18 protein-coding genes are annotated in these 21,005 nt (G+C 33.3%); 8 read left to right on the forward strand and 10 right to left on the reverse strand.

Annotated features, from left to right (window positions below; all coding sequences use genetic code 11):
- Positions 1–116 precede the first annotated feature (116 nt).
- Positions 117–416, forward strand: coding sequence for a hypothetical protein (locus tag L3J07_03725; GenBank protein ID MCF6276925.1), 300 nt, complete (start codon positions 117–119; stop codon positions 414–416).
- A gap of 48 nt (positions 417–464) precedes the next feature.
- Here L3J07_03725 and ftsH read toward each other — a convergent pair whose 3' ends face one another.
- Positions 465–2,333, reverse strand: a complete 1,869-nt coding sequence (ftsH, locus tag L3J07_03730) for an ATP-dependent zinc metalloprotease FtsH (GenBank protein MCF6276926.1) — start codon at positions 2,331–2,333, stop codon at positions 465–467.
- A gap of 220 nt (positions 2,334–2,553) precedes the next feature.
- On the opposite strand from ftsH, the gene L3J07_03735 reads away from it, so the two are divergent.
- On the forward strand, positions 2,554–3,330 hold the full coding sequence (locus tag L3J07_03735; GenBank protein MCF6276927.1) for a hypothetical protein: 777 nt from the start codon (positions 2,554–2,556) through the stop codon (positions 3,328–3,330).
- A 287-nt stretch (positions 3,331–3,617) separates the two neighbouring features.
- Here the strand turns inward: L3J07_03735 and L3J07_03740 are convergent, their stop codons facing one another.
- Positions 3,618–4,991, reverse strand: coding sequence for a S1 RNA-binding domain-containing protein (locus tag L3J07_03740; GenBank protein ID MCF6276928.1), 1,374 nt, complete (start codon positions 4,989–4,991; stop codon positions 3,618–3,620).
- Between the two features lie 395 nt (positions 4,992–5,386).
- Between L3J07_03740 and L3J07_03745 the strand changes: the two genes are divergently transcribed.
- From L3J07_03745 to gyrA, 3 genes are read left to right on the forward strand one after another with little or no spacing between them, the layout of a single operon-like run.
- On the forward strand, positions 5,387–6,001 hold the full coding sequence (locus L3J07_03745; GenBank protein ID MCF6276929.1) for an MBL fold metallo-hydrolase: 615 nt from the start codon (positions 5,387–5,389) through the stop codon (positions 5,999–6,001).
- Position 6,002: 1 nt separating this feature from the next.
- A complete protein-coding gene (locus tag L3J07_03750) occupies positions 6,003–6,407 on the forward strand; it encodes a hypothetical protein (protein MCF6276930.1) in 405 nt (134 codons plus the stop codon).
- Positions 6,408–6,410: 3 nt separating this feature from the next.
- Entirely contained in the window at positions 6,411–8,942 is a 2,532-nt protein-coding gene (gene gyrA / locus L3J07_03755; protein ID MCF6276931.1) for a DNA gyrase subunit A, read from the forward strand.
- 252 nt (positions 8,943–9,194) lie between these two features.
- Here gyrA and L3J07_03760 read toward each other — a convergent pair whose 3' ends face one another.
- The 4 genes from L3J07_03760 to L3J07_03775 all read right to left on the reverse strand — a co-directional run bounded on the left by L3J07_03760 (position 9,195) and on the right by L3J07_03775 (position 11,936).
- Entirely contained in the window at positions 9,195–9,599 is a 405-nt protein-coding gene (locus L3J07_03760; GenBank protein MCF6276932.1) for a hypothetical protein, read from the reverse strand.
- 4 nt (positions 9,600–9,603) lie between these two features.
- Positions 9,604–10,182, reverse strand: a complete 579-nt coding sequence (gene ruvA / locus L3J07_03765) for a Holliday junction branch migration protein RuvA (protein MCF6276933.1) — start codon at positions 10,180–10,182, stop codon at positions 9,604–9,606.
- Between the two features lie 106 nt (positions 10,183–10,288).
- Entirely contained in the window at positions 10,289–10,534 is a 246-nt protein-coding gene (locus L3J07_03770) for a hypothetical protein (protein MCF6276934.1), read from the reverse strand.
- A gap of 64 nt (positions 10,535–10,598) precedes the next feature.
- The gene (locus L3J07_03775; GenBank protein MCF6276935.1) at positions 10,599–11,936 is read right to left on the reverse strand and encodes a protein kinase; all 1,338 of its coding nucleotides are present in this window, start codon (positions 11,934–11,936) and stop codon (positions 10,599–10,601) included.
- A gap of 133 nt (positions 11,937–12,069) precedes the next feature.
- On the opposite strand from L3J07_03775, the gene L3J07_03780 reads away from it, so the two are divergent.
- A complete protein-coding gene (locus L3J07_03780) occupies positions 12,070–12,768 on the forward strand; it encodes a hypothetical protein (protein MCF6276936.1) in 699 nt (232 codons plus the stop codon).
- 52 nt (positions 12,769–12,820) lie between these two features.
- Here the strand turns inward: L3J07_03780 and L3J07_03785 are convergent, their stop codons facing one another.
- Positions 12,821–13,603: a hypothetical protein gene (locus L3J07_03785; protein MCF6276937.1), complete on the reverse strand. Its 783-nt coding sequence runs from the start codon at positions 13,601–13,603 to the stop codon at positions 12,821–12,823.
- Between the two features lie 1,290 nt (positions 13,604–14,893).
- Here L3J07_03785 and L3J07_03790 point away from each other — a divergent pair.
- Complete coding sequence (locus L3J07_03790; protein MCF6276938.1) at positions 14,894–15,517, forward strand: hypothetical protein; 624 nt, start codon at positions 14,894–14,896, stop codon at positions 15,515–15,517.
- 565 nt (positions 15,518–16,082) lie between these two features.
- A complete protein-coding gene (locus L3J07_03795) occupies positions 16,083–16,436 on the forward strand; it encodes a hypothetical protein (protein ID MCF6276939.1) in 354 nt (117 codons plus the stop codon).
- 379 nt (positions 16,437–16,815) lie between these two features.
- On the opposite strand, the gene ileS is transcribed toward L3J07_03795, so the two are convergent.
- The 3 genes from ileS to L3J07_03810 all read right to left on the reverse strand — a co-directional run bounded on the left by ileS (position 16,816) and on the right by L3J07_03810 (position 21,005).
- Positions 16,816–19,821, reverse strand: coding sequence for an isoleucine--tRNA ligase (ileS, locus tag L3J07_03800; GenBank protein ID MCF6276940.1), 3,006 nt, complete (start codon positions 19,819–19,821; stop codon positions 16,816–16,818).
- A 178-nt stretch (positions 19,822–19,999) separates the two neighbouring features.
- On the reverse strand, positions 20,000–20,263 hold the full coding sequence (locus L3J07_03805) for a hypothetical protein (GenBank protein MCF6276941.1): 264 nt from the start codon (positions 20,261–20,263) through the stop codon (positions 20,000–20,002).
- Between the two features lie 103 nt (positions 20,264–20,366).
- Entirely contained in the window at positions 20,367–21,005 is a 639-nt protein-coding gene (locus L3J07_03810; protein MCF6276942.1) for a hypothetical protein, read from the reverse strand.

A 21,005-nucleotide genomic window follows, 5' to 3' on the forward strand; every position in this document is an offset into this window, starting at 1 on the left:
GGCGGTTTTTTTAATTAATCCTTATAATTTAGTTTTTGTTCACAACTCTTGACAGTTTTTATTTTTTCGTGTATCATATTCCACTCAAGATAGTTCTTTTAAAAAAGAGAGGTGGCATGGAAGTTCAAAAAAGTAAAATTATTCCTCGTGACAAGCGAATGGCTGATTTTACAAAACAATATGGTACTTTAGGTAAAGTTATTTTAAATGCTTTCAAAACAAACCATGCAGTTCCATCAAATTTTAGGGGTTATACACAAGATTATTATATTACTCTAGCTAAAAACTTTTTAAGGCGTTTCCAAAGTGAATGTGCTAGAATGGTTTTTATGGCGATGGTTGAAAAAAAACTCACACCAAAAGATACAAAAGCGATAGCCGAAAATATTATTCAATCTTTATGTGAACCTTTTTAAAACCAAAACCAGCGATTGAGTCGCTGGTTTTTTTATTTTACTTTTTTCTTACTTTACTTTCCTTATTCCTTTTCCCACCAAAAATTCAAAAGCTTTTTGCTCTATTGTTTCTTTTTCAAGCAAAGATTTCACAACTTTTTCCAATTCTGGCTTATATTTTTTCAAAACCACTTTTGCGCGATCAAGTGCCTCATTCAACAATCCATTAATTTCCACATCAATAGTTTCTGCAGTTTTTTCACTATAATTTTTCTTGTCATGAATTTCTTGCGCCAAGAAAATCAACTCTTCACGCTCACCATACATTCTAGGTCCAAGCTTATCACTCATTCCATATTGCATTATCATTGCAGTTGCAGATTTTGTAGCTTGCTTCAAATCACTAGATGGACCGGTAGAAATTTCATTATCACCATAAATCATTTTTTCTACAACATATCCACCCAAAGTCATAGCCAAATCATCTTTAAACTGCGCACGAGTTCTATATCGCACATCGTTTTCTGGCATACTCAAAGTATATCCACCAGCACTACCACGACTAATAATAGAAACTTTACGAACAGGGTGACAATTTTCCAAGAAATGCCCAACAATTGCATGTCCAGCTTCGTGGTAAGCTGTCATTTCACGCTCTTTTTTCTGCATAACTCTAGACTTCCTCTCTGGCCCAAGCAAAACTTTTTCGATACTTTCCAAAATAAAAACCTCACTAATTTCTTTTTTGTTTTTACGCACTGCCAAAATTGCAGCTTCGTTTAACAAACTCTCCAAATCTGCCCCAGTAAATCCAGGCGTTCTCTCTGCTAAGTTTCTCAAAGAAACCTTTTTAGAAAGTGGTTTATTTTTTGCATGAACTTTTAATATCGCCTCTCTGTCGGTAATATCCGGCATATCTATCACAACTCTTCTATCAAATCTACCGGGACGCAAAAGTGCTTTATCCAAAACATCTGGTCTATTTGTAGCTGCAATAATAATCACACCAGAATTTGGCTCAAATCCATCCATCTCTACCAAAATCTGATTCAAAGTCTGCTCTCTTTCATCATGACTTCCACCAAGTCCTGCTCCACGCTTTCTTCCTACCGCATCTATTTCATCTATAAATATAATTGCTGGTGCAGCTTTTTTTGCTTTTCCAAATAAATCACGAACACGACTTGCTCCAACTCCTACAAACATCTCCACAAACTCCGATCCACTAATGTGGAAAAACGGAACATCCGCCTCTCCTGCCACGGCTTTTGCCAACAAAGTTTTTCCAGTTCCCGGAGCTCCCATCAAAAGTACGCCTTTTGGAATTTTTGCTCCCATTTTTTCAAACTTTTTTGGAGTTTTCAAAAACTCAACAATTTCTTCCAGCTCCTCTTTTGCTTCTTTTGCTCCTGCAACTTTGCTAAAATTTATCTTACTTTTACTATCTTTATTAAATTCTTTTGCTTTACTTTGCCCAAAACCCATTGCTTTGTTATTTACTCCTTTTACCTGTCTTGTCATGAAGTAAATAATCACCAAAATAATAAACAACGGCAATAAATACGGTGCCAAAATAGCCAACCAAACAACAAAACCTGTCTCTTCTTCTACAAAAACTTCAATCGCACGAACTTTATCTTCTGCAACACCATAATCAGACATAATATCTGAAAATGATTGTCCAAATTCTTTTTTTACTTGCTGCTCTTTTGCTTCCTCATTATGTAGTTGAACAAAAAGCTTATCCCCACGAACTTCAATTTTTTTGATTGACCCGTCTTCTACTTCTTGAACCAACTGAGTAATTCCAATCTTGTCTGGCTCTTCTGTGTTCATATCTACAAAACTCAAAACTGCAGCAATTGAAAATAATATCAAAAATATTGCCAAAAAATTCTTTGTCATTCCAAATTTTGTATTGTTTTTTTTCTTTTTCATAAATTCTTAATATTCCCACTTTTAAATAATGTCTTATAACTATAGGAGAAAATACATGTTTTGTCAATTAAAAAGTACGATTTTATTGACAAAAGTGTAAATAAATGATAATATTTTCTATTAAGAAGCTTCTAATAAATAAGTTTATTAGAAATTCCTTAAAGTTCTTTATATTCACCAGATCTATGGCAAGATCTACCCTTAACAAAAGGAGAGGAAAATGGAAAACGAGAAAAGAGACAGGAAATCTTGGGCTAAACTTTTGGCCACACTATTTGGATTTTTAGCGTCAGTATTTTGGATTTTGTATTTAGTTCTTGGTGCAGAATCTGTGCCGAGCGTATCCTCAATATTAATGTTTGATGATTTCGGTTTGGACTTACCATTTGAAATTTCAAGATGGTGGGATATTCCAGCGTTAGCTTTCATTGTTTATATTTTTACTTTGCAGGAAAAAGATTTGGAAAATATAAAAGGAATGATACTTGTTTTTATTTTCTTATTTTTAATACTAATTCTTTTTGATAATAAAATTTTTTTACCGCTTTTGTGTATTGAATTAATTTATGGAATTACATTAGGTTTGTATTTTTCAGAAGAACTAAACAACATTAATCCAATCGACAAAATTACCTTTAAAGAAATTCTCAATTTTATTCCAAAAAATCTTCTAATTGGAATTTGGGCAGGAATTAGTGTTGGAGTTGGAGTCTTCTACGGATTCACAATCGGAGCTGTTCTAGCTCTAGTCTCCACACTTAGTATTTGGGCTTTTGCACTAGTAATAATCTTCGGAAGGAAAAACTTCAAACTTCTTGTGCAAACAATTCTTGGAACTTTTATGATGATAGCAGTTGCGACTGCATTCCTGTTTGGAAACATTCTTGCAGACTTAACAAAAACATTAGTTGCAGGAGGTGTATTTATAGTATTAGGAATTATCCTCATAATATTGCAATCCAAAAAGAAAAAGAAAGTTGAGGAAATTGAAGAATAATTTCAGCGCCCAAAAGACCGGAGCAAATCCGGTCTTTTTTTTATTTTATTTTTTCCCATCCTAATTTACCACCTCAATCACGTCATCCTGAGCGGAACGAAGTGGAGTCGAACGGATCCCAGTGCAATATCATCAGAACTATGAATATTTTATGTTCTGGTTATTCTGTTGCGAGATCCATTCGACTCCATTCCGTTTCACTCCATTTCGCTCAGGATAACGTAAATTATAAATAAAAATAAAAACTCACTTTAAAAAGTGAGTTTTTATTTTTAAGTTTTGTAGTTTTAAGCTTTTTTCTCCTCAGTTGGAGTTTCAACTTTTTCTTCCACAGATTCTTCTTTTACTTCTTCAGTTGGAGTTTCTTCTACTTTTGATTCTTCTACCACTTCAGTAGGTTTTTCTTCAACTTTTTCTTTTTTAACTTTTTTCTTTTTTACAACTGAAGTTTCTACAACTTCCTTAGCTTTAAGCTTTTCAGCAGTCACTTCCTCAACTACAACTTCTTTTTTTACTTCTTCAACTTTCTTCTTAGCAGGTTTTACTTCTTTTTTCTTTTTCTTCAATCCTGCTACACGAAGTCCAAGTCTGTGTTCAGCTGGTTCTATATTTACGATTTCAAAATCATATTCTTTACCAACTTCAAACATTACTTCAAGTTCACGACTGTCATGAATTGTTTTATCACTCAATTCAGAAATGTGAGCCAAACCATGAATTTCGTTATCAAGCTTTACCATCAAACCAAATGGTTCAACTTTATGAACTTCACCCTTTACAACCTGATCAACCTGATAACGGTCTTTCACAGATTTCCAAGGATCTTCCACCAAACGCTTAACAGAAAGATAGATTTTTGATTTATTTAAGTCAATAATTTGAGCTTGGACTTTCTGCCCAACTTTCAAAACATCTCTTGGGTGTTCAATTCTTTGCCATACAATTTCAGAAATGTGAACCAATCCTTCCAAACCTTCACCAAATTTGATAAATGCACCAAACGATGTCAGCGCACTAACCTCTCCATCTACAATATTTCCAACCTTGTAAGATTCAAGTACAGCTTTTTGATCATCTTCCCAAACAGCTTTTTCAGAAACGATTAATTTTTCATCTCTTTGGTCAACATCGATAATTTTTACTTGCAATGTTTTTCCAATTAAAGCTTTTAAGTGTTCTAAAATACGATCTTTGTCTCCGCCAGGAACACGAGGATAATTTTCTGGACTCAACTGTGATACAGGCAAAAATGATACTAACGCATCAACTTGAACCATAAGTCCACCTTTATTTGCTTGCAGTATTTTAGCTGGAACAGTCAAACCACTCTCTACCAAATCTCTCATTTTATTCCAAACATTTTCATAACCAGCCACACGAAAAGACAACTCAACTTCACCAGTTTCATTTTCCAATTCTACAACTGATGCTTCAATTTCCTCTCCAACTTTTAAATTTGAATATACTTCTGATTCAGAAAACAATTCTTTTCCACGAACAATTCCTGTAGTCACTCCGTTTACATCTATCCTTACAGATCCGTTTTCAATAGAAATAATTTTACCTTTTACATTGTCTCCTACATCTGGAACATTTGCAAAATAATTGTTTAACAATTCTTCGAAACTTCCACCTTTTTTTGTTTTAGCTTTTTCAGCCATACTAATTAATAATTAAATTTAACCCTTATACATACATGTGTGTGGGTTGCTCCAAATGGAGCTAAATAAATGGAACCTTTGGTAAAAATAGCACCGTCACAAAATCTTCAAATTTTGAGCGAGATGAAAAAAAATCTTTGTTCTTTTAAAGTATACAAAATATTTTTTCTTAAAATCATAGCCAAAATTTGGAGATTTTAGTAGGTGATGTGTTTACTAAAGGTTCCTGAAGTGCTAACTATAACACAACTCTTGAAAAAAATCAAGTACAACGAACACAGATTGTGTGCAACATATTCAAAACCGTACTTGCACAGAGTAATAATCTAAGATACAATATGAAAGCAATCAAAAAAATACTTAATTTTTAGCTATTAACTCTTAAATCTGAATTTATGCATATAACCTGGCTAGGCAGTACTGCTATAAAAATACAGGCAAAACCAAAGCACGATGAAGTATCTATTGTAATAGACCCATACAAACCAGAAGTTGGAAGTTTTCCAACAAATTTGGCTCCAGATGTGGCTGTTTACACTCAGGGAGATGAAAACTCTATCACAGTTGGTGAAGCTTTTTCACTTTCTATGCCTGGAGAAATAGAAATTAAAAATGTTTTAATATCAGCAGTACAAGGAAACAAAGAAAAACAGACAATGATTCGAATAGATGCAGAAAATTTAAGTTTAGCCCACCTCGGAAAAACAAAAAAGACACTTACAAACACCCAACTTGAAGTTTTGTCTGGTGTGGATATTTTACTTCTTCCAGTTGGTGGTGGAGATGAAATGTATACAGCACAAGAAGCTATGAAAGCTGTAAACGCAATAGAGCCTAGAATAATAATTCCCATCGGACACAAAAGTGACAATGATCCAAAAGCAGATGAAGTTGAGAGGTTTATAAAAGAAATAGGAATAAAAGCAAAAGCAACAGACAAAAAAATAATTATAAAGAAAAAAGACTTGCCAGCAGAAGAAACAGATGTTTATATACTAACAAAAGAATAGTATGCCAAGTGCAAACAAATCTACAGATAAAAAAGTAGATTCAATGCCAGGAATAATTGTAGGTCGTATCACAAAAGAAACAGTTTCAAAAGAGAACTCAAAAAAAATACTTAAAAAGAAAAAAATTATACTTTGGGTATCTGTAATTTCAATAAGTTGTGTTATTCTTATTATGTGGATTTTAAACATGAGTATACTTTTCTTCGATATAGATTTTCAAGAAAAAACAGAAGAAGGCATGTTTAAAACTGCAAAGTTTGAATTTAACACAACAATGGATGAATTTCTTTTGAAAGATGAAAATGGTAAAAATAAAAATATAATAACCGAGATAGAAAAAACCTTGGAACAAATTGTAAGTAGCACAACACAAACCGCAACAAGTTCTGAAGAAAATATAGAATAAAATATGCCAAAAAAACAAGAAGAGTTGAGCGTAAAACCACAAAACATAAAACCAATAGAATTGGTAAAAGAAATGGAAACATCTTATTTGCAATATGCAATGAGTGTTATTGTCTCTCGTGCATTACCAGATGTTCGCGACGGATTAAAACCTGTTCACAGAAGGATTTTGTACGCAATGTGGGGAATTGGACTAAAACATAATGCAAGATTTAGAAAATCTGCCCACGTAGTTGGAGAAGTGATGGCAAAATACCACCCTCACGGAGACTCCGCTATCTATGATTCTATGGTTCGTATGGCGCAAGACTTTAGTATGCGTTATCAATTGGTAAATGGACAAGGAAACTTTGGGTCATTAGATGGCGACTCTGCTGCTGCTATGCGTTATACCGAGGCAAAACTTCAAGCAATTGCAGAAGAGCTTCTTTTTGATATAGAAAAAGACACTGTAGATTTCAAAGCAACTTATGACGGATCTCACAGAGAACCTCGTGTATTACCAGCCAAATTACCAAACCTTCTTTTGACAGGAAGTATGGGAATTGCAGTTGGAATGGCAACTAATATTCCACCGCACAACCTTACCGAACTTTGTGATGGAATAACACATTTAATAGAAAACTCAAACGCAACAATAGAAGACTTAAATAAAATTATAAAAGGACCAGACTTCCCTACCGGAGGTATTATTTACGATAAAAAAGATATTGCTGTAGCATACGCCACAGGAAAAGGTGGTGTTGTAATGCGTGCAAAAATAGACACAGAAGAAAAAAAACCAGGTTATCATCAAATTATTGTTAGAGAAATTCCATATCAAGTAAATAAATCTAGGTTAATAGAAAAAATTGCAAATCTTGTTCAAGAAAAGAAAATGACAGACATAAAAGACTTACGTGATGAATCTAACAAAGATGGAATTCGGATTGTAATTGAGTTGAAAAGAGATGCTTTTCCAAAAAAAGTTTTAAATAAATTATATAAACTTACAGATCTACAAACAAAATTCCATTTCAATATGCTTGCACTTGTAGATGGAATTCAACCAAGAATTTTGAACCTAAAAACAATTTTAGAAGAACACATAAAACACAGACAAGTCGTGGTTGTTCGCAGAGCTGAATTTGAACTTGCAAAAGCAAGAGCCAGGGCTCATATTTTGGAAGGTTTGAAAAAAGCATTGGATAAAATAGACGAGGTAATAAAAATTATCAAAAAATCCAAAAACAAAGAGGAAGCTAAACAAAACTTGATGGCAAAATTTAAATTTAGTGAACTTCAAACTATTGCTATTTTGGATATGCGTTTGCAACAATTAGCAAACCTGGAACGCCAAAAAATTGAAAATGAGTTGAAAGAAAAAATGGTAATTATCAAAAAATTGGAAGGAATTTTGAATAGTCCAAAAAAGATATTAGGCATTATTAAAACAGAAATTTCAGAAATAAAAGAAAAATTTGGTGATACAAGAAGAACAAAAATTGTAGCTCACGGCGTAAAAGAGTTCAGAATTGAAGACTTAATTCCAAACGAACCAACTCTTATTATCGCTACACGCGACGGATATATAAAAAGACTAGATCCGAACTCATTTAAAACTCAAGGTCGCGGAGGAAAAGGGGTCATTGGGTTAGCGACAAAAGAAGAAGATGTTGTAGAGCATTTAATTTCCACATACACTCACGACAGACTATTACTTTTTACCAGCAAAGGACAAGTTTTCCAACTTTATGCTCATGAAATTCCACAAACAACAAGAACCTCCAGAGGTAATGCTTTAGTAAATTTCTTACAACTATCCCCTCGCGACAAAGTCACATCAATCCTTTCAATGGATGATATAAATAAGTACAAATTCCTAATAATGACAACAACGAAAGGAACTTCAAAAAAGACAAAAATTAAAGATTTTGAGACAGTGAGAAAATCTGGTTTAATTGCAATTAAATTGAAAGATGGCGACAGACTTGAGTGGGTTCGTCCATCTAGTGGAAAAGATGATGTTGCAATTGTCACCAAAAAAGGTCAAGCAATTCGATTTAAAGAAAAAGACCTAAGACCAATGGGTCGTGCTGCAGCTGGTGTTAGAGGAATAAGACTAAAAACAGATGACGAAGTTGTAGGAATGAATGTGGTCACACTAGAATCAATAGAACAGAGTGATGCACTTCTTTTGGTAGTTTCAGAGCTTGGTAGAGGAAAAAAGACAGCTCTCAAATATTACAAAGTTCAAAAAAGAGGTGGTAGTGGAATAAAAACAATGGCAATCACTCAAAGAACCGGACAAATTGTAAAAGCCAAAGTTCTAAGAAAAAGTGCAAAAGACGATCTACTTATAATCACAGTAAAAGGACAAATAATTCGAATCCCTTTGAAAAGTGTCTCTACACTTGGACGCGCAACCCAAGGTGTAAGAATTATGAAATTCAAAGCGGTTGGAGACAAAGTAGTGAGTTTGGCGCTACTAGAAAAAGCAAATCCAAAAGAAAACCTTGCACTTCCACTTGTAAAAAAAGAAGGAACGAAGAAATGATGATAAATCGTTAACGCTCGATGGATCATTCGCTTCGCTCATTTGATAAATCGAAAAACCATGTTTTTCTTGATGCATAACTTCGCTTGAATAAAGAATTTAGGGATATTTTATAATAATTACTACCGTACCGAGGCAAGTCTCACTGTATTACTATGAATAAAACAAAAAACGCTATTTAAATAGCGTTTTTTGTTTTATATTTTTTTACTTACTCTACCTAATCTGCTTTTTTGTCTGTCTCATTTTTTCTTAGGCTGCCATTCTGTCATCTGTAGAAAGGCTTTCAATTGTTTTTCTTAATTCAGCTATAGTTGCTTCTGTTTCAACTTTTATTCTATTACTCCTTGCTTCTATTTCTGCTTTTTTTATACCTTCTCCTCGTTTTTTAATTTCTTTGTTTTTCCTTTCTGATTCTACTTCCCTCTCTTTTCTTTCACGAACAAGTTTTTCCATTGGAGTTTCACTTTCCGCTTGTTCCATTTCTTTTAATCGTTCTTCACCAACCTCTAATTTAGTCAACCTTTCTGAACTTTCAGCATCTACTTGTTCTTGTTTTACTTTAGCCTCCAAAGCTTGGGACTCTGGAGAATTTGGATCAAGAGCCTCGCCAATTTCTCTTTTATTTACACCTCTGATAAAACCTCTTCCCTCCATATATTTATCTACTTAAAAGTTTTAATGCTTCACGAAGTAATGCTTCGCTGTTTTTGTTTGGATCTTTAATTCGTTTCGCGGCAGCGCGCGCTTCTGCTTTGGAATACCCCATTGAAACAAGCCCATCTACCACATCAGCCAAAGCTCCATTATCAGCTTCCATTTCTCCAGCGTCTACCAACTTCTCTATTTTACTTCTTAGCTCCACTATCATCCTCTCAGCCGTCTTCTTCCCTATTCCACTCACTTGCGTTAGATAACTTACATCTTTTCTAGCTATTGCAGATGAAATTTCCTTTATACTTCCAAGTGTCAAAATATGCAAACCACTTTTTGGACCAACTCCAGACACAGATATTAAAAGTTCGAAAAAACCTTTTTGTTCTAAACTTTCAAATCCATACAAATCCAAAGCATTTTCTGCAACTTTCAAAAATGTGAATAATTCTACTTTATCCCCAATGTTTTTCTGCACCAAAAAAGTCGGCACAACTCTTATTTCATACCCAACCCCCTCTCCAGCCAATACCACAAAAGAAGTTTTAGTCTTCCCAATCAATTTTCCACTCAAAAATGCAATCATAATTTTTTTTAAGAGTTTCTATTGTAAACCCCACTATATTGTATCTTTATTCCAACTTTTGGTCAAAAATAAAAGAGCAGGGATAAACCGCCACTCTTTGTTTTTATTATGCAATTATACTTTCGCAAACTACAGACATTTTTTTTAGATCTTCCACTTCCCTCATAAAAAATTCAAAAGTAAAACCTATTTTAATAGCTAAAAATGAACAATCTTCTTTTCCTGAAAACCCATAAGTTTTAGAAATACCTTGCAAAGCCTCGGTCCACAAATTATGTAAACCTACTTCACATACTAAATTTAAAGACTTTAAATAAGTATTTCTAAGAATCTCCTTTCTTTTTATATTCATCCAAACCTCCTTTTGAAGATTAATACATTTAACCATAAAATAACTTAAATGTCAATAGCAAACCTTACAAATTCGCAGATTCATTAAATTTATTATAAAGACTTATATTTCTTTTTTGTAAAATTTTTCTAATTTCATCTGCCAATATCTTTTTTTCTTCCTCATTTTCAACAAAATTATCTAACTCACTAGCTAAAAAATATCCTATTAAACTTTCGTCCGGTGGAAGCATTCTATTTGTAGTCAAATTTGCATAAAATTTATTTGCGATTAAATCGTCTACTTCACCAGATTTTATAGCTTCAAATAAACTTTGAACTGGTATCCTCATTTCATTATTAAACTTTTGTGTCATTTTTCTTTTTTCTAACATATCAAAATGACGACTTAGTTTTGTTCCTAAAATATTTTTTTTCTTTTTTTTTGTTCCAGCTTCAGACCGGTCTTCTGCAATATCTTGCCAAAATTCTACAAAACCAGTATCTCTATTAAATTCTCCTCCTTTTAAATTACTATAATAAGGGTCTGTTACTTTTTTATCATTAAGTCCCATACCAAAATCTATTACAAAAACATCTCCATTTTTATCCATCATTATGTTTCTTTCATGTAAATCACGGTGATAAATTCCATTTTCATTTAACAATTTAATAGTGTTGGCAATTTTTGAAAAAAAATCTTCAGGCAAACGAAATTCAGAACCCTCCCCCTTTTTACCCTTACCAATTCCAAAAAAATCTACCACTTTTGCTACATTTTCTCTATCCAACAATTCTTTTCCTCCCCCTGTTGTACCAGACTTTGAAAATTTTAGTGCAACTTGAACCTCATAAGCCAACTGTTTAAAAGATGTATTTTCTAATTTTAAATCTATAAGTTTTGGATGTCTTTTTGCAACCTCTTCAAATAAAATTGTGTTAAAATCCTTTCCATCAACCGCATCCATAATAATAACATTTAGACTTCCCCCTTCTCTCGCTGGAACACCATAATTAGACAAAGTCTCTGCTAATTCTGCGTCTAAATCTTTTAAATTATAATTAATATGTGCTTGTGGAATTTTTGCATATTCCTCGACTTTATCCGGACTACTTTCAAAAATACTATTCAACACATCATACGCACTAGACATAACATTAAATTCATTAGTTGCTTCCGTAACAGAGTCTATTTTAAATATTTTAGACACAAGTGACTGTCCTTCAAATTTTGGGTTAACATTTTTAATTTCTTCATCCAAAACTCCTCCCTCAACCCTCACAATTACACCGTTATTACCTTCATTTATTTTTACACCTTCTTTTAGAGCTTTAACCAATAATTCTCTAAAAATAGCCTCTTTTACTTCTTTCGATTCTTTTTGTATTTGTAAAGCTCTTTCATTTCTATTATTTTCTGACATATAAAATAAATTAACCTAATTTAAGCCAAAATACTTGACAAAACACCCAAAATATGCTATAATTATAAGATTCCTTTCGGTATAGTTCCGTCTGGATGTCCTTTTTACAACATGCCCACAAAAGGAGGCAAGTGTGGGAGAAGTAAGGGTATGGCCCAAAATTTGTCATAGAAAAATTGGCGAGTTGACTTTGCACGAGCAAAGTCAACTCACTTTAATTGTAAAACAAAACTACCCAGATTGCAAAGAGCAAGCTGGGGATTTCGAGGAGGTATTGGAAGAAAAGCAAGGCGAAGTCACCTATTTGGAGACAAATAGTGAGATTGAAGCCTTTTTCTACACAGAAAACTTGGGCAAAGCTGGGGTTCAATTCCGATTCGTGAATGTCAAAAAAGACAGTCAGCGAAATGGACTCGGACAAAAGCTTATCGAGTTAATGGCTCAAAAAATTGAAACAACCCGCATTATAGGTTGCGTCGTCGTTGGCAATGCAATCGGCGAGCAGTATGTGGATGCTGGTTGTGTTATTAATGGTATCGAGGAGATTGAAGAAGGTGTTACGGTTTTTAACTTAGTTGGAAGCCGTGAAATGAACTCTTTATTTACCACAAAAATGTGGGGAATAAGGGAATTTGTAAAAACCTTTGATCGCCAAAAGAAGGAAGTGACAAGATTTTTACTGGAAGAAAATGAGCAAGTAATTGTTCGTGAATATTCCAGAAAAAAAGAAGCCATTCAGGAGACAAGAGAACTCCTGAAAAGAGGCTATTTCGGAACTATCTACATAGTAGATAGCGAAGAAGAAATGATCATTTGCTTCGAAAAAATTTGATTTCTTGCGTGTTTTTACCAGCCGTTCTCACACTTTAGTGAGAACGGCTTTTTTATTTACTTGAATGCTCCCAAATAAAACCAAAAAGCTGCTTATAAAAAGTATAGACTTCCCTATCTTCTATTATAAAAGTGACCAATTTTCCCTCTCTTAAACTCAAAATGCCGACTTTATCTTCATAAATAAGCAAAAATAAGAATAAGTCTTTAAACCTTTCTGGCAAAAATTTTACTTTTGTAAACTCTCCTGGTTTAATTTTTTTATAAGATTTCCTTGCAAAAGGTGTATCTACAGACAATAAATCCATTTTTATACCCTGTTTTAGACGCACTTTTGTAAATTTATTCACCAATTCAGAAAAATTCTTGTCTAATACATCTTTATTTACAATACTTAAAATCTTCTTTCTGGGCTTCAAACTATCGTCCAAAGCCTCTTTTAACCCCTTTTTACCCTCAAAAAACCTAACATTTGGCTTATCTTGCCCCAAACGATACAAAGACTGCAAATCAAACAAATTACTATTTAATATCTTCTTTTTTGCCAACACCTCTGTTTCTTCTACTTTTAGCAAGTTTTTTAAATTGTCCGGTGGTAGTGAATTATATACAGTTTTCCCAGAATCTTTACTCTTTTTCAACAAACCTTTTTCATTTAATCCATCCAACACATAATAAAGCAGAGTTCTGGAAAGATCTATGTTTTTTTGTAAAATTTTTATATTAGTGTTTGCGTTTTTGAGCAAAAATTCATAAACCATCGCTTCGTTTTTACTGAGCCCCAAGCTAACCAATGTTTTTTGGGTTGTATTTACTTTTTTATTACTTTTTGACATATTTTTTATTGTTTATAGTAGTATTATAAATAATAATACCATATTTTTCTTATTTTGTCAAATTTAGTTTGACATTTTTTACTATCACAAATACTTATTTTGTCTACAAAGACTTGACAAAGTTTTATTTTTATGATATTGTTGCTCTTGTTCATAACGCAAAAGCTTGTCAAGTCGCAGCGGATCTAAGTCATTTAAGCATCCGTACATGTTTGACTTACACACAAGTAAACACGCTTTGAACATTTCAAAAAATGTTTGCAAGGATTTTATCCAAAACAAACATCAAATGTCATATTGGTGATACTTGCCCTTTTTGGGCAGTATCGTTTCAAACACCTATTGAGCTGGAGAACTTAATAAGTGTTTGAAACGATGCTATTCAAAAAAACACCTCCCCAATTACTAATTAAACAAAAAATATGGTTTTCCCAGCAGAACTTATCTCATTATTTTAAACAAAAGAAGATAGTATAAACCTTTCTCCACTTAATTGAATCCTTGAGTTATTCAAGGATTCAACAGAGTCTAGTTTTAAACATTAGTCAAAAACAATTTTCCGCTTAATTTGTGTAAGAAATATACAAATTAAACTGGAAATGGTTTCCAAAAAGGTGTCCCTCCCTTTGAGTGATAATAAAAAAAAGGAGGTTTAAATGACCAACTTAGCTCAAGCTTTTGCAGCGGCTGGCATCGTAGATGCAGAGTCAGCCCAAAAAGCTGAGCGGGCAGTGGAACGTCGCGCCGCCGTAAACACACTTTGTGTTCGGGTGAGCAAGGCTTTCCAACTCGCCAAATCGCTTCCTTCGGGAAGTGACGCCGCGAATCGGGAGTGGAAGCATTATTATACGCTACGCAACCGCCTGCCCTACCATCTCCGACAAGCCTACTAGGCAAAAAGGATATGGTTAATCGGACTCCCGCCGAGCCGATGAAAAATAAACGGGAACAAATCTTCTTGTCTAATAGAGGACAGAACAAGAAGTTGAAGTAATTTAATAGTAAAACTTCCTAAAAAGTACTATCCAGCCCATCGCCTGCTGTAAATGGTGAAAAATGTGGGAGTAAATTGCTAAAAACAATTTACTCCCTACCTTAACTAAATATTTAAATATATTTTGAATAATTAGTTAGGGTCTTTAAAAAAATATTACAAATCCTGGATTCAATTGAGTTTTTAAATAAGTTAAAAGTTTAATTGAGTTCCTTTTACAGTTTTTTTCACAAGAGGCCTCGTATGAGCGATTACGGAGGTAAAATCACCGCGTACCCACAAATAGGAGAGAAATCATGAAGACAGCGTACTCCTTTGATTCTACTATTAAAATTCCAGATTTTCTAAAAAACCCAGCTTTTTATCTGGGAAATGAATGGCTCTTATCTTTAAACAAGTCGAAGTTTACTAAAAAACAGTGGAAAAATAATGGAAACCTACTGTATGTTTTAAAAGCAGTAGGACTACTTTTACTTATTTGTAAAAGTAGAAAGGTGGAAAAGCTAGCAAAAAAATGGCTAGAACCAGAAGAAGAGATTGAAATAAAAGCTTTGATAGATTTTTTAAGATTTGCTCTAATTATAGAGTCAGATCCTGCGGTAGCACCAAGCTTAATGTATATAAATACATTAAGCCCTGTATTAGAAGCGCAAATAGAGGTCTCCGCTATTGACAAAATTTTAGAAATACTTGATGCAAAGAATAAACATAGTTTTCCTGTTGGAGATATTGAATGGTGTATTTTTGGGCTTGATCAGTTGCGAATAGCTCAAAAAGGTAGACACCCCACCCAAGATGATATTGATTTTGATTTCAAAATAATGAATCAATCTCAATTTAAGCGGACAATTTCCGCTATTTTCCCAGAGTATGAAAAGGCTTTGGAGGAATTCTTGGTAACACAAACGGCTTTTGTCTGATAATTAATCAGACACAAAGTCATTCCCCAGACTTTTACATTTTTTGTAAGTAAAAGTCTGGGTCTCACTTTTACACTTTTATAAAATAAGAGTAGAAAAGTGAGACTCATCACAAAAAAGGAGATAAAATGAGTAAAAAAAAGAAAAAAAGAAAACTCAAAACTGTACCACGAAATTTCTTTGTTGTTCAAATGCGAACAGAAAGAAAAAATGGTGCTCACAAAAACAAAAACACTTGTCGTGGAAAATACAGAAGCAACTCTTATTAATTAGAGTTGCTTTTTATTTTTTTAAGTCCAAACCCTTGACAAATAACTATTTTTATGGTTTAATTAAGCCTGCTTTAGTGTGGTGCTGGAGCAGTTCGATCCTTACAAGGAGTAAATGGTAAATGAATTCAAAAATCTGTGTTGTACAACTCACACCTCCCAACAACCAAAAACCAGCAGCTAAAGGTAAAAATACCAGAAGCTGTTGGAAACACGCTAACCAAAGGCGTGAAAGAAGAGAGGTGAAAGTGCAACTCAAAAATACCAATCTTAAAGATTGGTAAAAAGGAGAAATAATGAAGATTCTTGTAGATAATAAACCTGGTTCTTCAAAACTGGAGATAGATAGTGAAAATGATGCTCTTTTAGCCTCCATTTCTCTTGATATTACCGAAGGTATTATCAATAGTCTAAGCTCTTGGACAATTATAGAAATTAATGGGAAAGATTTTTGTGTAATTTCAATGATACGAGCAGATTTTTTTATGTTTAATTCCAATTTGTCAATAATTCCACTAAATAAAGAAATGATTTTTTATTTTATTACTGAGTGCCAAACGGCACTCAGTGAAATAAAGGAAGGCTCAAAAGAGGAATCTTTTTGGGCAGCCAAAATTGTAAAGCTAGACAAAATTTTGTCTCATTACTAAAACCCAAATCCCCGCACAAATGTGCGGGGATTTTTTTATTGGCACTAATTATATTATAGGGTTTTCTATTTAATTACAAAACAACCTTAATTCTTAACCTCGGAGAGGTCTTTCTTCCACGTCATCTTGAGCGACAGTCGAAAGATCCCCGTGCAATATCACAAAATATAAATAATTATAATAAAACATAAGTCAGTTTTTTCTTTTGTTCTTTGTTAGTTCTGGTGATTCTATTTCGAGATCCGTTCGACTTCACTTCGTTCCGCTCAGGATGACGTGAGAGAATAGAATTAAGAAATAAGATAGAAAGAAAATTTCCTACTTAAATACGAAGTAGTCTTAGTACTTAATTCTTAACCTCGGAGAGGTCTTTTTCTGATTAATCTACTTTCCTCACTCCAAGTTCTATTTCAACATCACCAATTTTTACACTTTTTTCTCCGCCGTCCTGCAAAATTTCATCTGCTAAAACACCCTTTTTAATATCTTCTGCAAATTTTTCAAACACGCTTTGAAGTAGAAAATCTTCTGTATGATAAGTTATCACAACTCTGTCTTCTCTAGTTAAACCTTGTTCTTTGCGAAGTTGGTTCACCGTTCTTACAATTTCACGCATCAAACCTTCTTTTTTCAATTCTTCTGTTATTTCTGTGTTGAGTGCAACTAATGTTCTTTGACTTTCAATAACAAAATATTTTTTGTCTTTTTTAACTCTATTTATGTCAGGACATCCCATTTTTAAGAATTTAACTTCTTTAACATTTAACTCATTTTTAATTAAAGTTTCATATTTTTTCTTTTCTTCATTATCATCATAAATAGGCGGTCCAAAAAAACAAACTTCTGACAAAGGTTGCCTAACTTTAATTCCAGCACTTGATCTAGCAGATTGACCTAACTCAATAATATCTCTTGTGGATCTCATATTTTCTAATGGTAGAAAATCAATATCACCTTCCAGAACTTCTGGCCAATCTTCTAAATGCACACTTTCTGCAGTTCCTTCACCTTTTATTTGCAAGTAAATTTTGTCTGCAATAAACGGCATAAATGGCGCCATCACTTTTGATAAAGTTAACAAAACATAACCCAAAGTTTTTTCTGCTTGTTTTTTGTCTTTTTCCAAATCACCTTCAGTAGAATTCATTTTAAATCTATCACGACTTCTACGAATATACCATTGAGATAAATCTGCAATAAAATCTTGGATTGGACGAATTGCTTCAGCAAGTTTATACTCCTCCATATTTTTGGTGACATCTACTACCAATCTGTTCAGTTTTGCTACAATCCACTTATCCAAAACATTTTCCAATTCTACTGTATTTATTTTGCTCACAGCTTTTTCCTCTGCAAACATTTCATAAAAACTAAACACATTCCAAAGCATATTTATCACTTTTCCATAAACTTCACGCACACCTTTTTCAGAAAAACTCATATTTTCTGCATGTACAACAGGCGAAGAAAGTAGATAATATCGCAGAGCATCTGAACCATATTTTTCCAAAACCAACATTGGATCTGGATAATTTTGTAGACGCTTACTCATCTTTTTTCCGTCTTCTGCCAAAATAATTCCGTTTACAATTACATTTCTAAAAGCTGGCAAAGATTCATCTGTTGGAATAGTAGGATTTTCTCCGCGAGTAAGTGCCGTCGCCAAAACATGTAAAGTATAAAACCAACCACGAGTCTGGTCTTGACCTTCTGCAATAAATTCTGCTGGAAAACCTGCTTCAAATTTTTCTTTGTTTTCAAACGGATAGTGCATCTGGCCATAAGGCATAGCACCAGATTCAAACCAACAATCTAAAACCTCTGAAACTCTGTGATATGTTTTTCCATCTTTTTCAAAAACCAATTTGTCCACGGTATCTTTGTGCAAATCTTCTACTTTTTGCCCAGACAACTCCTCTAATTCTTCAACACTTCCTACACAAATAAAATCTTCACCATCATCACTTCTCCAAATAGGAAGTGGCGCACCCCAAAAACGATTTCTAGAAACAGCCCAATCTCTTACATTTTCCAACCACTTTCCAAAACGCCCTTGTTTTATATGGCTTGGTACCCAGTTTGTCTTTTCATTATTTAATAGTAAATCTTCTTTAAGTTCTGTGACGCGAATAAACCAACTGCTTGTTAAATAGTTTAAAAGTGGCGTATCACAACGCCAACAATGTGGATAGCTGTGCAAATATTTTTCTTTTGCAAACAATTTTCCATTTTTTGCAAGCCATTTTATAATTTCTACATCAGTCTTAGAATGATCTGCTTTTGGTTTTACTTCTTGCCCGACAAAATCTAGCACTTCTGGTTTAAATTTTCCATCCATTCCTACATGTTGCACAAAATCAATCTCCTCTTTTTCTCCCAAACTATAGTCATCAGAACCAAAAGCTGGTGCAATATGTACAATTCCAGTTCCATTTTCTGTCGTCACAAAATCAGCTTCCACAACTTTAAATGCATTTTTTGTATCTTTATAATAAGGAAATAATGGCTCATAATTTAAACCAACCAATTTTGAACCTGTAAATTCTGCCACAATTTCGTAAGCTCCTTTTGTCACATAATCAGCTCTCTCTTTTGCAACCAAAAATGTCTCTTTATTTTTTTCACCATTTTCATTTATTGTACGAATTTGCAAATAATCTATATCATTTCCAACAGCAATTAGCACATTTCCCGGTAATGTCCACGGGGTTGTAGTCCAAGCCAAAATATATAAATCTTCCTCAACTCCCAACTTTTCTTTTGCATTCAAAACTTTAAACTGTGCTGTCACAGTTAAATCTTTTATATCTTTATAACCTTGTGTCACCTCAAAATTTGAAAGTGGGGTCTCACAACGCGGACAAATATGCATTGGCTTCCTACCCTCATAAATCAAATTCTTATCCCAAAGCTGTCTAAAAACCCACCAAACGCTTTCCATATAATTTATATCCATAGTTCGGTAGGAATTTTCCATATCCACCCAACGACCAAATCTATGAATTATTCTTTTCCACTCGTCTACATAATTTGAAACATTAGACCTGCAAGCATCGTTAAAATTATGTATGCCAAAATCTTCAATATCTTTTTTTGTTTTCAAATCTAAAGCCTTTTCTACAATATTTTCAATTGGCAAACCATGACAATCCCAACCCCATTTTCTCTCTACACGAAAACCACGCATAGTCCAAAAACGCGGAATTGTATCCTTCATTGCAGTTCCAACTATATGCCCATAATGTGGCAAACCTGTCGCAAACGGAGGTCCGTCATAAAAAACATATGGTTTATCTTTTGGTCTACTTTCTACTGATTTTTCAAAACACTTATGCTGATCCCAATATTTTAAAATTTCTTTCTCATTTTTATCTGCTTCGTACATAAAATGACAATTAACTTTCTTTTTAAATTTACTTATTTATATTATCCAATTCCCTAGGCAATGTCAACAAAAATAGCTGAATTTAGCTTTTAGACTTCAAACTTCTGATTTAAGTTTTATATTTTGGAAAATAAAAAAATAGCCCGAAAGCTACTTGAAATTTAAGAAAACTATTTTTTTATTTTGAAAGATTTTTTAAAATAATAATTTCTTTTGGTTTTCTCCTCTTACCAAGAATACACAAAGCAATGTCCTTCTGCACAAACTTTTTTTGTAACTCGTTGACCTCATATAATAAAGCCAATGCTCTTCTAAAAATTTCGGCACAATCCTTAACGCCAAAATCTTCTCTCAGCGATTCTATAATCTTATACATTTCGAAGCTTATGTTTATTCCAATTCTCACACGAACTTCTTTATTTTGAATTTCTTGTTCAGACACTTCAGCCCTCCTTTTTGTTGTATAATTATTTCAAATAAATAATAGCAATTTTTCACACTTTTGTCAATAAAAAAACCGCCTATTTAATAGACGGTTTATATTTTTAAGCGCAAAACCTACGAAGTGATGCTTTAGCTCTTTCGTCCAAATTCATCCAAGCTCTCAAAATCTTGTATTCTGCAATTAAGCTTTCGAAACTACCAAATTCGTTTATTTCAAATTCCAAATCTTCAAGTCTAAATTTAAGCTGATTAAACTCTTTCAAATAAACTGCCGTTGCAACTCGCATATCATATTTTTTCATAGCTTCATATTTTACAAGATGCTCTTTAAAAATTTTGGTCAACCTATGAGTACTCAAAATTCTTTCCTGCAAAATTTTTAAATGGCATAATATTTTATTATCTCTTTCGTAACTAATCTGCCTATTTAATTCAAAAACTCTATCTCTTTTCACAGAATAAATACGGTTACTTGATTTAATAGCACAAAGCTCTATCATTTTCTGTAAAAATCTTTTTCTTTTGCTGGCCTCCTCTTTTTCTCTCAACCCTACAGTTTTCTCATTACTTTTGGCTGGAATATGTCCTTTTTCTATTACGATATACCCTTCCTTACCCTTAGATCTTCGGCATTGTCCAAAGATCCAATTAAACGCATTCATAAACTCCAGAGGAAAATCAATAAAATCAATAAAACCCAATTTTTGTTTTAGATTTTCTTGTGTTCCTTCTATCACCAT

Source organism: Candidatus Magasanikbacteria bacterium, assembly GCA_021648085.1.
GTDB lineage: Bacteria > Patescibacteriota > Patescibacteriia > Magasanikbacterales > UBA922 > JAKITS01.

Coding starts and splice junctions, on each gene's coding strand:
- ftsH (MCF6276926.1), bottom strand. CDS start 2,333: ATGAAAAAGAAAAAAAACAATACAAAATTTGGAATGACAAAGAATTTT.
- L3J07_03740 (MCF6276928.1), bottom strand. CDS start 4,991: ATGGCTGAAAAAGCTAAAACAAAAAAAGGTGGAAGTTTCGAAGAATTG.
- ileS (MCF6276940.1), bottom strand. CDS start 19,821: ATGTACGAAGCAGATAAAAATGAGAAAGAAATTTTAAAATATTGGGAT.
- L3J07_03735 (MCF6276927.1), top strand. CDS start 2,554: ATGGAAAACGAGAAAAGAGACAGGAAATCTTGGGCTAAACTTTTGGCC.
- L3J07_03795 (MCF6276939.1), top strand. CDS start 16,083: ATGAAGATTCTTGTAGATAATAAACCTGGTTCTTCAAAACTGGAGATA.
- L3J07_03770 (MCF6276934.1), bottom strand. CDS start 10,534: ATGAATATAAAAAGAAAGGAGATTCTTAGAAATACTTATTTAAAGTCT.
- ruvA (MCF6276933.1), bottom strand. CDS start 10,182: ATGATTGCATTTTTGAGTGGAAAATTGATTGGGAAGACTAAAACTTCT.
- L3J07_03785 (MCF6276937.1), bottom strand. CDS start 13,603: ATGTCAAAAAGTAATAAAAAAGTAAATACAACCCAAAAAACATTGGTT.
- gyrA (MCF6276931.1), top strand. CDS start 6,411: ATGCCAAAAAAACAAGAAGAGTTGAGCGTAAAACCACAAAACATAAAA.
- L3J07_03745 (MCF6276929.1), top strand. CDS start 5,387: ATGCATATAACCTGGCTAGGCAGTACTGCTATAAAAATACAGGCAAAA.
- L3J07_03725 (MCF6276925.1), top strand. CDS start 117: ATGGAAGTTCAAAAAAGTAAAATTATTCCTCGTGACAAGCGAATGGCT.
- L3J07_03760 (MCF6276932.1), bottom strand. CDS start 9,599: ATGGAGGGAAGAGGTTTTATCAGAGGTGTAAATAAAAGAGAAATTGGC.
- L3J07_03750 (MCF6276930.1), top strand. CDS start 6,003: ATGCCAAGTGCAAACAAATCTACAGATAAAAAAGTAGATTCAATGCCA.
- L3J07_03790 (MCF6276938.1), top strand. CDS start 14,894: ATGAAGACAGCGTACTCCTTTGATTCTACTATTAAAATTCCAGATTTT.
- L3J07_03810 (MCF6276942.1), bottom strand. CDS start 21,005: ATGGTGATAGAAGGAACACAAGAAAATCTAAAACAAAAATTGGGTTTT.
- L3J07_03775 (MCF6276935.1), bottom strand. CDS start 11,936: ATGTCAGAAAATAATAGAAATGAAAGAGCTTTACAAATACAAAAAGAA.